The 13,785-nt window shown below is 70.5% G+C and carries 11 protein-coding genes; all 11 read right to left on the bottom strand.

From position 1 onward, the window contains the following. Positions 1 to 84 precede the first annotated feature (84 nt). The gene (locus ACN9M6_RS06010; RefSeq protein ID WP_419162005.1) at positions 85 to 1,410 is read right to left on the bottom strand and encodes a tetratricopeptide repeat protein; all 1,326 of its coding nucleotides are present in this window, start codon (positions 1,408 to 1,410) and stop codon (positions 85 to 87) included. A gap of 114 nt (positions 1,411 to 1,524) precedes the next feature. Beyond that, positions 1,525 to 2,658 carry a threonine synthase gene (locus ACN9M6_RS06005; protein ID WP_419162004.1) on the bottom strand — a complete coding sequence of 378 codons (1,134 nt, stop codon included), beginning with the start codon at positions 2,656 to 2,658 and terminating at the stop codon, positions 1,525 to 1,527. After that, positions 2,655 to 4,124, bottom strand: coding sequence for a glutamate--tRNA ligase (gene gltX / locus ACN9M6_RS06000; protein ID WP_419162003.1), 1,470 nt, complete (start codon positions 4,122 to 4,124; stop codon positions 2,655 to 2,657). The genes ACN9M6_RS06005 and gltX overlap by 4 nt, the downstream gene beginning before the upstream one ends. A 183-nt stretch (positions 4,125 to 4,307) precedes the next feature. After that, the gene (gene uvrC, locus ACN9M6_RS05995; protein ID WP_419162002.1) at positions 4,308 to 6,215 is read right to left on the bottom strand and encodes an excinuclease ABC subunit UvrC; all 1,908 of its coding nucleotides are present in this window, start codon (positions 6,213 to 6,215) and stop codon (positions 4,308 to 4,310) included. Further along, positions 6,212 to 7,750: a murein biosynthesis integral membrane protein MurJ gene (gene murJ / locus ACN9M6_RS05990; protein WP_419162001.1), complete on the bottom strand. Its 1,539-nt coding sequence runs from the start codon at positions 7,748 to 7,750 to the stop codon at positions 6,212 to 6,214. Before murJ ends, uvrC begins: the two co-directional genes overlap by 4 nt. 22 nt (positions 7,751 to 7,772) lie before the next feature. Further along, positions 7,773 to 8,075, bottom strand: coding sequence for a hypothetical protein (locus ACN9M6_RS05985; protein WP_419162000.1), 303 nt, complete (start codon positions 8,073 to 8,075; stop codon positions 7,773 to 7,775). An 86-nt stretch (positions 8,076 to 8,161) separates the two neighbouring features. Continuing rightward, a complete protein-coding gene (bshC, locus tag ACN9M6_RS05980; protein ID WP_419161999.1) occupies positions 8,162 to 9,724 on the bottom strand; it encodes a bacillithiol biosynthesis cysteine-adding enzyme BshC in 1,563 nt (520 codons plus the stop codon). Continuing rightward, positions 9,721 to 10,461: a class I SAM-dependent methyltransferase gene (locus tag ACN9M6_RS05975; RefSeq protein WP_419161998.1), complete on the bottom strand. Its 741-nt coding sequence runs from the start codon at positions 10,459 to 10,461 to the stop codon at positions 9,721 to 9,723. The genes bshC and ACN9M6_RS05975 overlap by 4 nt, the downstream gene beginning before the upstream one ends. Then, on the bottom strand, positions 10,458 to 10,919 hold the full coding sequence (locus ACN9M6_RS05970; protein ID WP_419161997.1) for a 23S rRNA (pseudouridine(1915)-N(3))-methyltransferase RlmH: 462 nt from the start codon (positions 10,917 to 10,919) through the stop codon (positions 10,458 to 10,460). Before ACN9M6_RS05970 ends, ACN9M6_RS05975 begins: the two co-directional genes overlap by 4 nt. Positions 10,920 to 10,930: 11 nt before the next feature. Next, complete coding sequence (locus ACN9M6_RS05965; RefSeq protein ID WP_419161996.1) at positions 10,931 to 12,676, bottom strand: tetraacyldisaccharide 4'-kinase; 1,746 nt, start codon at positions 12,674 to 12,676, stop codon at positions 10,931 to 10,933. Continuing rightward, complete coding sequence (lpxB, locus tag ACN9M6_RS05960) at positions 12,673 to 13,755, bottom strand: lipid-A-disaccharide synthase (RefSeq protein ID WP_419162264.1); 1,083 nt, start codon at positions 13,753 to 13,755, stop codon at positions 12,673 to 12,675. The genes ACN9M6_RS05965 and lpxB overlap by 4 nt, the downstream gene beginning before the upstream one ends. Positions 13,756 to 13,785 lie beyond the last annotated feature (30 nt).

Genomic DNA, 13,785 nt, shown 5'->3' with positions numbered 1-13,785 from the left:
GATCAGGCAGCCGTACGATCCGGACTCCGGCCGCCCCGCCCGAAGGAGCGGCCGGAGCCCGGAGCACCGTCTCCGGCCGGCCGGTCAGCCGCCGATGGTCCCGTACCGGAACCCGGCCAGCGGGACGTCGGACTGTATCTCGAAGACAAGGTTACCGGCGTCGGCCTCCGTCGTGCGCGTCTCCGTCATCGCCACTGCCCCCGTGATGTCCACGAACTCAAACGGGATCTGTATCGTGCCGGACGCCGTGCGTGTGGTGAAACTGATCTGCACGATGTAGCGCCCGTCCGGCGCAGCGGCCATCTGGGCGAACGTGAACGAAAGCGGCAGCTGCTGCTCCTCCGCCATGGCCGCCATGGCCTCATCGTTCATGTCCGCGCGGCCCAGAGACTGGGCGCGGAGCTGATGGGCCAGCTGGTCGTAGGGATACCACGTGGTCAGGGTGTCGGCGAGCGCGATGACCGGTCCCGGACGCCCGGCCTGGATGGAGGCGTTGACGAAATTCTCCATCGCTTCCTTGTTGTAGGGGTTCCCCTCTCGTGACTTCCCGAATGCCGCGGTCGCGTCGTCGTAGTTTTGCGCGTTGTAGAGCCCGGCGCCGACCTCGATCCATTGCTGGTAGCTGAGGTCGGTGCGCTCGAGCGTCTCCGCGTAGATGGCCGTCGCCTCGTCGCCTCGACCCTGGTCCGCCAGCACGCCGGCGTAGCGGATCTTGATCACGACGTCGTCCGGGTAGGTGGCGAGGAAGCTGCCGTAGGTTTCCGCGGCTTCCTCATCCCGTCCTTCGTCCATCAGCATGTCGCCGAGGCCGCGGACCGTGTTTCGGAGCTGCTCCGGGTCGGCGTCCGGAATGTCCGCCGCCAGCGCGGCGCGGTACGTCTCGATCGCCCCGGCGTTGTCCCCCGTCGAAGCCTGAAGGAGCGCCGCGTTGCTGTACGAGCGAAGGTCGGGCCTGAATTCGTTGGCGAGCATGAACGCCTCGAGCGCCGCCTCGTTCTCGCCCGCGCTGTATGCGGACACGCCCGCGTTGTAGAGCCGAACCCACCCGTTGTAGCGCTGGGCATCGCCGTGCTCCGCGCATTCGGGCGGAGAAAGCTCATCGTAGCGATCCAGAAATCCCACGCCTTCCGCGAAGTCGCCGAGGGCGATCTGTATCTGGGCGGCCAACAGAGGGACCACGGGGTTGTCACTGTCCAGATCTGCCGAAATGGCTTCCCAGGCCACCGTGAAGGCGGCCAGGCTGTCTGCCGCAGTGGCCTCGGTCAGATCCTGGATCGCTTCGGACGCCGTGCTCGCCGCGGGGTTTGCGTCGAACTGGCATTCCTGCCCGAAGAGCCCCGGAGTCGCGACAATCGAAGCCAGGGCCGCAGCGGCCACGGTCCTCGCGCCTGTGCGTACTGTGTTCAACATCGCTCAGAACCCCTGTCGTTGATGATTTGTCCAACGGCCCAAAGTAGCCGCAGCCGCCCGCGCGCGCACGGACTACGACCCCTGGAGCCCCTCGCCGCCGGCGCGGCGTCGGCGCTAGTAGGTCAGCAGGTGCGCGGTGTTGAAGAGGACGACGGTCTCCTCGTCCCTCAGCTCTCCGGATCTGCGGAGTTCACGGGCCGCCGCGAGAGTGGCGCCGCCCTCGATTGCCGCGCCGACACCGGCCGCCCCGAGTTCGAGGGCCGCAGCCCTCATGGCCTCGTCGGAGACCGCGACGGCGCCTCCGCCCGATTCCCGCAGGGCGTCCAGCATCAGGAAATCTCCGAGCGCCCCGGGCACCCGGAGCCCCCAGGCCTCGGTCGACGCGTCCCGCCATGGCTCGGCGTGCGTCGCTCCCGCCTGGTGGGCCCGTACGATGGGTGCGCAGCCCGAGCCCTGCACCGCATACAGCCGCGTTGTCCCGTCGATGAGTCCCAGATCGCGCAGTTCCGAGAGCGTCTTGTGGCTCCCGATCAGACCGGTGCCGCCGCCGGTCGGGTAGACGATCGCGTCGGGCGCCCGCCAGCCCAGCGACTCGACGATCTCCAGCATCATCGTCTTCTTTCCCTCGATCCGGTACGGTTCCTTGAGCGTGGAAATGTTGAAGGCCCCCGTCGCCTCGGCGTACTCGGCGGAGAGGCGCCCACACTCGTCGATCAGCCCATCGACCCGCACGACCTCGGCGCCGTAGTGGTCGCAGCGGCGCGCGACGCCTTCCGGCGTGTCCTCGGGGATGAAGAGACGGGCGGACGCACCTGCGCGCGCCGCATAGGCCGCCAGAGCCGCGCCGGCGTTCCCCGCGCTGGGGATCACGAAATCCGATGCGCCCTCATGCACCGCCCGCGTGACCGCCGCGCACAGGCCGCGATCCTTGAAGCTCCCGGTGGGGTTGAGACCCTCGTCCTTGACGAGGAGTGTGAGGCCGTCGAAGTCGCCACCGAGTTCGAGTTCGAGCAGCGGCGTGCCCCCCTCTCCCAACGTGACCGGTGCCTCGTCCGCCTCGATCGGCATGATCTCTCGATAGCGCCACATGTCGGCCGGGCGACCGGCCCAGGCCCGTCGCAGCGCCGCGCCGTCGAGCGTCCCGAGTTCGTATCGCGCGAGCAGGGGTTTTCCGCAATCCGGACACACGGTCGCAAGTCCCCGGGGGACCGGCCGCCCGCAGGCACCGCATTCGAGACGCCAGCTCATAGGTCTTCCTCCTGTTCGTCGGTTGTGTCCTGCGGTGTCGGGGACTGTGTCGCGGCGAGCCGCGCCAGGGTCCGCTCCCGTCCAAGGGCGTAGGCCACTTCGCCGAGGTCGGGACCGTGCAGCTGCCCGGTCAGGGCGACCCGAATGGGCGGGAAGAACGACCTCCCGGGCACCCCGGACTCCCGCATCGCGCCACGCAATGCCCGGGCCAGGGGCTCGGGTCGCCACGCCGTCTCTTCCCACGAGGCCCGGGCACGGGTGATCGCGGTCGCTGCCGCCGGGGTCGAGAGCGCCTCCCGTGACGCCGCCCCGTCGAGCTCCGGCGCGCGGAAGATCGGCTCGACCTCGGAAGACGCATCGCCGAACAGCTTCGTGCGTTTCGCGAACACCTCCGCGACGCGACGGAGGTCGGCGTCGGTCAGGCCCAGCCCCTCCACGTCGAGCCGCTCGGCCCAGCGCCGGGCCAGCCGCTCAGCCGGTTCAGCCCGCAGGTGCTGCCCCGACAGCCAGGTCATCTTTTCCTCGTCGACCTCGCTGTCGGCCGCCCCCACCCGGTCGAGATCGGTGCGTACGACGAGCGCCTCCCGGGTCAGGAACTCCTTCCCGTCCGCTGCGGACCAGGAGAGGAGGGACAGATAGTTGAGGACCGCATCGGGATGGAACCCCCGGTCCCGGTAGTCGAGGATCCCGGCGGCCCCGTCCCGCTTGGAGAGCTTCCCTCCCCCGGGCGCGAGGACGGTCGGGATATGGACGAATTCCGGCGGCGTCACGCCGAAGGCACGGTACAGGAGCACCTGTTTCGGCGTGTTCGAGAGGTGTCCGACGCCGCGGATCACATGGCTGATCTCCATCTCGAGGTCGTCCACCGCGACGGCGAAGTTGTACGTTGGCCGGCCGTCCCCGCGTACGAGCACCATGTCGCCCAGATCGTCCCCGTCGATGGAGAGTGTGCCCTTGAGACGGTCCTCGAACGCCACGGGGCCCGACGCCACCCGGAGACGAATTGCCGCCGTCCGTCCCTCCGCCTCGTAGCGGCGGGCCCGTTCGGCCGGCAGGTCCCGGCAGCGCGCGTCGCGACCCGTCGGCTCGCCCGCGGCGATCGCGGCCTTACGCCGAGTTTCGAGTTCATCCGGTCGGCAGTAGCAGCGGAAGGCTCGCCCCGACGCCAGCAGCTCCGCCGCCCGAGTCCGGTGCATGGTTTCGCGCGCCAATTGACGATACGGCCCGAAGGGCCCGCCCTCGCGCGGCCCCTCGTCGGGCTGGAGTCCGAGCCAGTCGAGGGCCTCGTAGATGATCCGCTCGCCGCCGGGGACCGCGCGCTCCGTGTCCGTGTCCTCGAGCCGGAGCACGAACGCGCCACCGTGGTGCCGAGCGAACAGCCAGTTGAGGATGGCGGTCCGCGCGTTTCCGAGGTGGAGCGCCCCCGTCGGGCTGGGCGCGAACCGTGTCCGGGTCGAAGCCGTCATGTGGTCGGCTCCTCGCGGTCGAACCCGTCGCAGCGAAGTACGGGAAGGCTCGGATACTTCCGGAAGCGCGAATCCCGACGCGACAGGAGACAGAGGAGAAAGGTCGAGCCTCGGTCGCTCGTGATCCACCGTCGGTGACGGCACCGAGTGCAGAGTCCCGCCGCCGGCCTCCCGCGCGTCATGCTACGCCTCCGGTCCCGGCTCGCCGGATGCGAGCGCAGAGAGGATCGAAGCTGCGGTGACCCGGCCGATCCCGGGCGTACAAGCCAATTGCGCCGGTGTGGCGCGCCGGATGATGTCGAGACTGCCGAAGCGCTCGAGCAGTAGCTGTTCACGCGCCGGCCCTACGCCGGGGATCTCGCCCAGCCTCGACCGGAGCGCGCGCCGACGGCGGAGCGTCCGGTTGTACTGGAGCGCGAAGCGGTGTGCCTCGTCGCGCGCGCGTTGCAGCCACTGCAGCCCCGGGTCCGTGCGCGGCAGCCGCAGCGGCACCGCGGACTCGGGCCGGAACACCTCCTCCTCGCGCTTCGCCAGGGCCACGGTGGGAAGGTCCGACACACCTGCCGTGTTCATTGCCTGGCGAGCCGCCGACAGCTGTCCCCTCCCCCCGTCCACCACCACGAGGTCCGGGAGCGGATGGCCTTCGCGCACGCGCCGGTCGAAGTAGCGCGACACGATCTCCTGCATCATGGCGTAGTCATCGGTTCGTCCGTCCTCCGATTCGCGGATGCGGAACTTCCGGTATTCGTCCTTGTGCGGCCGGCCATCCCTGAGCCATACACAGCTCCCCACCGACTCCCGTCCAGCCAGCGTCGATACGTCGAAGCAGACGAGGTCCCGTGCGGGCGTCCCCAGCTCCAGAGCCTCCGCGAGACGCACCGCGGCGGGCGGGGGGCCGCCATTCACAGGTTCGCTCGCCGCCGCCTCCACCTGCCCGACCCGGTCCCGGGCGAGAATATGCGCCGCGTTGCGGTTCGCGGCCCGCATCAACTCGAGCTTCGGTCCCCGCGCGGGCACCCGAATCCGGAAGCGGCGGCCCGCCAGTCCCGACAGATATTCCTCCACCAGATCCTGCTCGTCGAACGGCTCGGGGACCAGCAGCTCGGAAGGGACATCGTCCGTCTGGCGGAGATAGAAGCCCTTCACGAGCGCCCCAAGTACCGCATCGTCCACCTCGTCTCCGACCCTTGCGAGATAGTGGATGCGCCGCCCCACGAGCCGCCCTTCCCTCACCCGCAGTACGATGCCGCACACCGATTCGCCTTCGCTCTCTCTGGCGAACCCGATCACATCGTGGCTTCCGCCCCGCGGATCTATCGCCGCCTGGCGACTCTCGAGCGCGTCGAGCCCCCTCAGGACATCCCGCAGTTCCGCGGCCCGTTCGTACTCCAGCGTGTCGGCGGCCTCCGCCATCCTCCGCTTCACCGACCGCCGGACCGCCCCCGTCCGTCCGCCCAGAATCTCCAGGATGTCGTCGACCATGGCGCGGTAGTCCGCCTCCGACTGAAGGCCGGCACAGGGCGCCTTGCAACGCCCGATGTGGTAGTCGAGGCAGGGTCGCGGCGGCAGCTCCTCGGGCATCCGGTAGTGGCACGAACGCACGGTGTACATCTTCTTGATCGTGCGCAGCGCACGCCGCATCGCCCCCACGTCCGTAAACGGACCCAGGTACCTTGACCCGTCATCCTCGAGCCGGCGGGTCACGAAGATCCGGGGGAAGGGCTCGGTCACCGTGATCTTGATGTACGGATAGCTCTTGTCGTCACGCAGTTGGATGTTGAAGCGCGGGCCGAACTCGCGGATGAGGTTCCACTCGAGGAGGAGAGCCTCGGCCTCCGAGCGCACCGGGAACGTCTCGATGCTGTCGATCTCCCGCCCGAGACGGATGAGTTTGACGGAACGCCCCGCCTCCGCCCCGAAGTAGGAGGCGACGCGCGCACGGAGCGACTTCGCCTTGCCCACGTACAGGACCTCGCCGGCGGTATCCCGGAACAGGTACACGCCGGGTTCGCGAGGGAGCGCCCGTCCCTGCTCGCGGAGCGCCTCGAGGCTGGCCGGGGTGGGCCGATCCGCCGGCTTCTCGCCGGTCACGCGTCGTCCCGTACGGTCCGGAGCGATGTCGGCAGGCCGGCCACGGCCACGTAACAGAGCCCCCCCGCGGCGAGCGCGGCCGAGAGCAGAACGGCCTGGCCCAGAAACCCATCCGGCAGCCGGGCCTCGAGCGCCAGACGGACGAGCCAGAGCGCGGTCCCCGCGAGGATGGAACCGAGCAGCATGCGAGCGAGCGAGCCGCGTACAGGGACGAGCCACCCGCCCGCGCCGCGGCGGCCCAGTCCACGCGTGAGGAAAGCCAGGTTGACCCACGCGCCGATGGAGCCGCCGAAGACGATGCCGGCCGCCGCGCGCGCTCCGAACCCGCGGGCGTCCAGCCAGAGACAGGTTGCGGCGCCGACCAGAATCCCGAGACCCACGCCCGCCGCAGCGTACTTCATCGGCGTGCGCGTGTCCTGGAGGGCGTGAAAAGCGCTCGCGAACAGCTTGGTGAGGCTCGTCGCGACGAGTCCCACGGCGTAGGCCCCCAGAATCCACTGCACAGCGGGAACATCCTCGGGCTTGAATTCCCCCCTCTGGTAGATGATCGAGACGGCAACATCGCCGAGCAGCAAGAGGACCGCGACCGAGGGTAAGATGAAGTAGGCGACGCGTCGTACGCCGGTGGAGAGGTGGGATCGAAGCGCCTCGACGCCCTTCTCACGCGACATCTCCGGCAGCGCCGCCACCGCGATGGAGGCGCCGAACAGGGCAAGCGGGAGCAGGGCGATCCGCTGGGCGAAGTAGATCCCCGCCATGGCCCCCTCGACCAGCAGGCTGGCGAGGAAGACATCGGTCAGGCTCGAGAGCTGGAATATCCCCTGCCCGACCGCGACAGGGCCCGCGTTGCGCACGACCCGGCGTGTGGGCCCGAAGCCGCGATCGACCCGGGGCCGCAGCGTCCCGAGGAGACGCCGCACGGGGGGCAGTTGCACCCCTACCTGCAGCACGCTGCCGACCAGCGTGGACCAGGCGAGCACTACGATGAGCGGCCCCCACCCCAGCCGCGCACCGAGCAGGAGGCCCACGATCTGGGACAGGTTCCAGAGCACCGGCGCGGCGAAGGGGAGGAAGAAGCGGCGGTGGCTCGTGAGCACGCCCAGACACCAGGCCCCGATGATCATCACGCCCGACATGGGGAAGAGGATGCGGACGAGGTGCGCGGCGCGGGCGCTCAACTCCGCGTCGTACCCGGGAGCGAGTAGCGGGACGAGCCAGGGTGCGGCGGCGACCACGACGGCGACCACGAGGGCGGAGAGCGCGAGCAGGCGGAACAGCACGCCCTGGGCCAGTCTCCGCGCCGCAACGGCATCCCCGTCATCGAGCAACGAGGAGAACACCGGTACGAACGACGCCGACAGCGCGCCCTCGCTCAGCAGGTTGCGAAAGACGTTGGGGACCCGCAGCGCCGCCGCGTAGATGTCCATTGCGGCGCCCGAGCCGATGAGTCCCGCTATGATGACGTCGCGCACGAAGCCCGCGCTTCGGCTCGCGAGGATTCCGGCGCCGACGAGCGCCGCGGACCGGCCCCGCACCGGCGCCTTCCCGTCGGTCAGGTCAGCGCTCCCCGTGGTCCCCGGCCCGCCGGTCCAACTCCCGCGTCGGAAGCGCCGGAAGGGTGTCGTCCCCTTCCACCAGTGCGCGGACGAACGCCGCCTCTTCCCGCATGCTCTCGACCGTCTGGGACAGGTACTGGAGTTCCTGCTCGATCGCATCGAGGCGAGCGGACTGCCCCTGGGGCGCGTCGCCGCCATTTCCGATCCGGCGCGCGAGGGCTTCGGAGAGGGGGGAATCGATCACGATGGCGAGCACGGGAATGAGGACGATCATCCCGAGAACCACCATGAAGGCAATGGTCATCTCGGGTGTCCTGTGCAGGTCATCGTCGAGCTCCCGGGGGAAATACGCGTGTGCTTCTGGCCGGTCATACCCACGACCGCCGAAAGCTATCCATCTGTTCCGGCGTCCGCCAAGGAGGCGGCGACCCACTCGTCGGTCTCGTGGGCAAGACGGTCGATCAGTTCCGGCCCATAACGACACAGGAAGGGGAACGGGCTCAGCACGCGCTCCTGCGGACGTCGTCCGGGAAAGAGGCTTGCCGCCGCACGCCGGACCTGCCCGATGCGCACGTCGAGCCGCTGTCGGGTCAGCCGGTCGACCTGCCGGGACAGATCGTCGGCCGCTTTGAGGACGTTCTTTCGCGTCTTCCCGGCCGTCCCCCGCAGCCCGGGCAGCTTGTCGGCCACGGCCTGCTCGACCTCGGCCAGCCTCGCCTCCGCCTCCTCGCGGAACCGGCGCAGCGCCCGGTTGACCGTTTCCGGCCGCGCCTCCCGGGTCAGCCGCGCCACGACAGGCTCCGCGCCGGCCGCGAGATCCTGCGGCGAAATCTCCGCCCGATCGAGAGTCCGTCGAACGCGCGGTTCGATGAGCGTCCAGGCGGCTCGCGGCTGTATCAGAGGCATCCGCACGTCAAGGGAATCGAACAGGGGGCGGAGCTGGCTCCAGTACGCGATTTCGCCCGGACCGAGCGCGGTGGCGGCCACGGGCAGGAGGTAGGACTCGAGCACGGGACGCGACGCGACGTTCGGGGAGAAGCCTTCGGGCTCCGTCTCCAGCCGCTCCCGCCAGCGGCGGAGAGACTCCTCCGCCCCCGGCCTGATCCGCCGTCGCCCCTCCCCACCGTCGAAGAACAGGGGCAGTGCGCCCTGCACGGCGGCGATCGGCGCCTCGAAGCCCGCTTCGGTCAGCGCCCGGGCACCGGCTGCCTGTGCCTCGAGCGCCCCCTCCCAGCCGTCGAGGAGGCGCCGATAGAACGGGGCTGCCGCCCGCCTGATCCGGGGTCGGGCCGAATCGATCCAGACGTACCCCCGGTCTCCCAGCACCTCACGGAGGAGGCCGACGAAGGCCTCCGACAGCGTCCGACCTTCGGCGTATGCATTTCGAATTGACTCGAGATAATGCGGTGCAAATTCTGACGCAGGAACGATTTCGGACACATCTGCAATCGGCCGCAATAGATCCTGATCGATGAGGCACGACCCGACAGACCGGCGCCCGGCGCCCTCCGGGACGGGTAGCGCCAGCTCATGTGGTTCGTCCGAACGGTCGAGCAGCGTCGCTCGTCCGACCTCAGCCCAGTCGTGGTCGTCGGCCGCGACCCAGACGAGCGGGACGACCGGCCGTCCGAGCGTCCGCTCCAATCGGGCGGCGAGGGAGATGGCGGTGAGGACCTTGTAGACGATGTACAGCGGCCCGAGCAGGAGAACGGGTTGGTGCCCCGTCGAGACGAAGTAACCCTCCCCCCGGAGCACGGCCTCGAGCCGACGCCGAGTCTCGGGTCCGGAACTGCCGAACGCCTCCGGTCCGAGCCGGACCTCGCGTGGGGGCGGGAGCGCCGAAGGGTCGAGTGCGGAGACCCGCGGCAGGGAGATCGGCCCTTCTCCGCCGAGCACGGTGTGTGCGAGCGACCCCGCCGCGGCCAGGCGTCGGGGGCGGATTTCGGCGGTCACAGAGTCCGTCCGATCATGAGCAGGCGGGGTGACTCGGGGCCGAAGGGGGCGCCATCGTAGCTGCCGAACGTGTGAATCGGGTCGAGACCGTTCTCGCGCAGCAGTTGCCAGAGGGTTTCGGGCGGATAGAGCCGGACCCGCTCGTGGTACACCTCGGGCGGCTGCCCCTCGCGGCCCGCGATCTCGATGCGCTTGAAGACCTGATCTCCTTCCACCCAGCGAGTCTGCCGTACGGGGGTGCCGTTGATCTCGCCCACAGACTCGGGGTCGAGACGATCGATCACCCACGCCGCGTTGAGGTAGTCCATGAGGAAGGGCGCGTCCGCGCGAAGCACGCGTCGGATCTCGCCCAGCACGGCGACATCCTCCTCCGGGGTGAGAAAATAGCCGAAAGACGTAAAGAAGTTGACGAGGCCGTCGAAGCTGGCGTCGGCGAAGGGGAGCGCGCGCATGTCGGCCCGCACGAGCGTGCCGGCCAGGCCGGGTCGGGTGCGGGCGGCGCGCAGGAGCGGGGCCGAGAGGTCGATCCCGGTCGCCCGGAGGCCGGCGGCCCGGAGCCGCTGGAGGTGGCGGCCCGCGCCGCAGGCCAGGTCCAGCACGCGGGATCCCGCGGGGAGGCCCGTCCGCTCGCCGTAGAGCGCGACGGCACGGGCGGCCTCCTCCTCATCCCGATGCGGGTACAGCTCGAGGTAGGCCTCGCCGAACCAGTCCCGGAACCACTCGGCGGGTGCGCTCACGGCCCCTTGTGGTAGGGCTCGCCGCGCAGGATGGTGGCCGCGCGATACAACTGTTCCGTGAGCACGAGCCGGGCCACTTCGTGAGGTAGCGTCATGGCCGAGAGGGCGAGGCGGGCCCGCGCCCGGGCGAGGAGGCGGGGGGCGAGCCCGTGCGCACCGCCGATCGCGAATGCGGCTCCGGGGCGTCCGTAGATCCGCATCCCGTCCAGGTAGTCGGCGAGTTTCCGCGTCGACCAAAGTTCCCCTCCCCGGGTGAGCGCGACGAGGTCCAGATCGTCCGGGAGACGACGTTCGAGCGCAGCGGCTTCCCGTTCGAGCGCTTCCCCGGCCCGGCCGTCCGGGAGCCTCGCAGGCTCGACCGTGAGAGCTTCGAAACGGAGGTAGTGGCGCAGTCGGTCCTCGTATTCCCCCGTCGCCCGCCGGATATGGGATCTCCGGTTGCGCCCTACCGCTGCCACCAGAATCCTCGTCACGGTCCGCGCCCGAGGTTGGGGGCCTCCCGGCCCGATGCCGCGTCGAGAATCAGAAGCCTCAACTCCTCCCAGCCCGCCTTCCAGGTGATGGTTTCAGGGAGCACCCATATCGGCAGGTCCGGGGCGAAGAACGGCCGCAGCCGCGGCAGGTCCTTTCGCGTGGTCAGCACCCCACCCCGCCCTGCGGCTTCGGCGAGGGCTGCGTGCTCCCGCGGTGAAGGGACCCCATGGTCTCCCAGGGCGTGCTCCTCCCGCACCGACGCGCATTGGGCGCGGGCCTGCGCGAAGAAGAGATTGGGCTTCATGATCCCGGTCAAGGCGAGTCGGGGAGCCGGCGGCCCGGTCCACGCTCGCGCGCCGACGCTGGCCGGCTCGATGGGCGCAGTCCCGAACACCACCGTGGCGATCGGTACACCGTCCGCCAGGCTTCTGACTCGAGCACGAAGCTCCGACTCGAACCGCGCGACATCGTCGGTCCATGGCTCCCGTCCCGTGGTGATGATCGCATCCGCGCGGGAGGCGGCCCATCGCCAGTCTTCCCGGAAGGGCCCCGCGGGGAGGCGGGAGCCGTTGGTACGGCGGAGCGCGTCGCGGTCGAGCAGGAGCAGATCGAGGTCGCGCCGGAGGCGTCGGTGCTGCAAGCCATCATCGACGACGGCCACCGTGGCGCCGTCGGCCGCGGCGCGCCAGGCAGAACGGAGACGGTCCGGGTGGCCCCACACGCGCGCTCGCGGCGCCTCCCGAGTGAGGAGTTCGAGTTCGTCCGCGTAGCCACGCGCGACAATGGCCGTCCGGTGGCCAGCTTCGTCGAGGGCACGGGCAATGCAGGCCGCGACCGGTGTCTTGCCGCTGCCTCCGGCGGTCGCACCCCCGACGGAGATCACGGGGAGGGGGGCGTAGAGGGTCGAAATCAGCCGGAGATCGTAGAACCGGTGCCGGGCGTCGTGGACCAGGCCGAACGCGCGGGCGGCGGTCCGGAGAGCGGGCGCGGGACGCGGGGCGCGCCAGTGCGCACGGACGCGTCGTTCGATCGCCCGTCGCGCCTCCTCCCCGCGGCGCCGCTCTCCCGGTCCGTCCGCGCTGCTTCGGCGGACGATGGCTGGCGGTCGAGCCCAGCGGGCTTCCCGGGCGGCCTGTTCGCAGCGGGCGACCTCGCGCTCGAGTGCCGCCTCGATGCTGCGGGTGGTCACGGTTGTCCCGGCCCCCGCGGCCGTGACGGAGACAAAGACGGTGGCGCCGGGTGCGGGGATGAGGAAGCGGTCCCAACTCGAAAGCCGCCAGCCCGCCGTGGTCGCGAGGCCGACTGCGGTCACGGGGCCGCCGGTGTGTGTGGCCAGCCGCGCCGTACCGTCCTTGAGTGATCGGCGGGGACCCTGCGGCCCATCGCCCGTGAGGATGACGCCGCGGCCCTGGGCGAACGAGCGGGCGAGTTGCCGGAATCCGGCCTGGCCTCCGCGCGTACTCGACCCGCGCGCGACGTCGTACCCGAGGCCTCGCAGGAGGCGCGAGATAATCTCCCCGTCACGGTCACGGCTTGCGAGCGTCGCGACTCCCTGACCGGCGAAGAGACAGGCGAGCGGGAGCAGGTGCTCGTGCCAACAGGCGTGGATCTCGTGCTCCAGGACCGGCCGGTAGGGCCGCGCGGGATCGTCCGGGTGCCGGAAGCGCCACGTACGGCCGATGGGCAGGACGGCTCGCAGCGTCCCGACCGCGACGCCGGGCGGAATGCGTCGAGCACTCACTCCAGGAGCTCGATCGCGTGTGCGGCGACCCGGGTCGCGCAGCCCGGCGCGCCAAGCCGCTCGCGCATGTCCTCGAACCCCGCCAGCATGGCGCGCCGGGCGGGCGAGCCCTCGTCGAGCAGCGGCTCGAGCGCGGAGACCGCACTCGCCGGGGTCAACCGGGCCTGGAGCAGCTCCGGCACGATCGGCGCTCCGGCCACGAGGTTGACGAGTACGATCGACGGGACGCGCACAAGACGGCGGCCGACGGCCCACTCGAGCCTCGTGGTCCGGTAGCCGACGACCATGGGAACCCCGGCCAGCGCAAGCTCGAGTGTGATGGTCCCGGATTTCGTCAGTGCCGCCGTCGCCCCCGCCGCGACTTCCCGAGCCCCCGCGGTCGGGAACCCGGCCTCGGCATAGAGCGCCTCCGGCAGATGCCCGGGGCGGGCCACACGGAACTGGAGGTCGGGGTAGCGGCGGGCGAGCCGACGAGCCGCCTCCGCGAACACCGGCAGCATGTGTCGTACCTCCTGCGCCCGCGATCCCGGGAACAGGCCCACCAGGCGCTTCCCGTCGGAGGAGGGCGGACCGCCCTCCCGCTCAGGTGCGAGGCCCGCGTCGAGCAGCGGGTGCCCGACGAAGTCGACCCGCACGCCGTACTTGCGCAGCAGATCCGCCTCGAAGGGAAGCACCGTGAGCACGCGATCGCAGCAGCGCTCGAGCTTGCGGGCCCGCCCCTCCCGCCAGGCCCAGACCTGCGGCGCGATGAAATAGAGCACGGGCCGCCCCTGCCCGCGCGCGGCCCGCGCGAGGCGCAGGTTGAGTCCGGGGTAGTCGATCGGGAGGAAGACCCCGATCTCCTCTTCCGCGAACAATCGCTCGATGCGGCGCTGAAGTCGAAGCAGAAACGGGAGCCGCCGCACGACTTCCCAGCCCCCCATCACTGACAGCTCGTCGAGGCCGGCGATCCGGGTCACCCCCGCCGCCTCCATCTCGCCGCCTCCGATCCCGAGCAGTCTCACACGGGGCCGCCGGGCCCGGATCGCCCGGGCGACCGCGGCCCCATGTTGATCTCCCGACGCTTCGCCGGCCGAAATGAAGATCGCCGGCGCCGGGCTCGAGGTTGG

It is taken from the genome of Candidatus Palauibacter sp., assembly GCF_965197445.1.
Lineage (GTDB): Bacteria > Gemmatimonadota > Gemmatimonadetes > Palauibacterales > Palauibacteraceae > Palauibacter.
Note: the sequence above shows the minus strand (reverse complement) of the source record. Positions and strands in the feature narration are given on the sequence as shown.

Bases quoted from the DNA above. Each gene is read 5' to 3' on its own strand.
- ACN9M6_RS06010 (WP_419162005.1), bottom strand. From the start codon at position 1,410: ATGTTGAACACAGTACGCACAGGCGCGAGGACCGTGGCCGCTGCGGCC.
- ACN9M6_RS06005 (WP_419162004.1), bottom strand. From the start codon at position 2,658: ATGAGCTGGCGTCTCGAATGCGGTGCCTGCGGGCGGCCGGTCCCCCGG.
- gltX (WP_419162003.1), bottom strand. From the start codon at position 4,124: ATGACGGCTTCGACCCGGACACGGTTCGCGCCCAGCCCGACGGGGGCG.
- ACN9M6_RS05985 (WP_419162000.1), bottom strand. From the start codon at position 8,075: ATGACCATTGCCTTCATGGTGGTTCTCGGGATGATCGTCCTCATTCCC.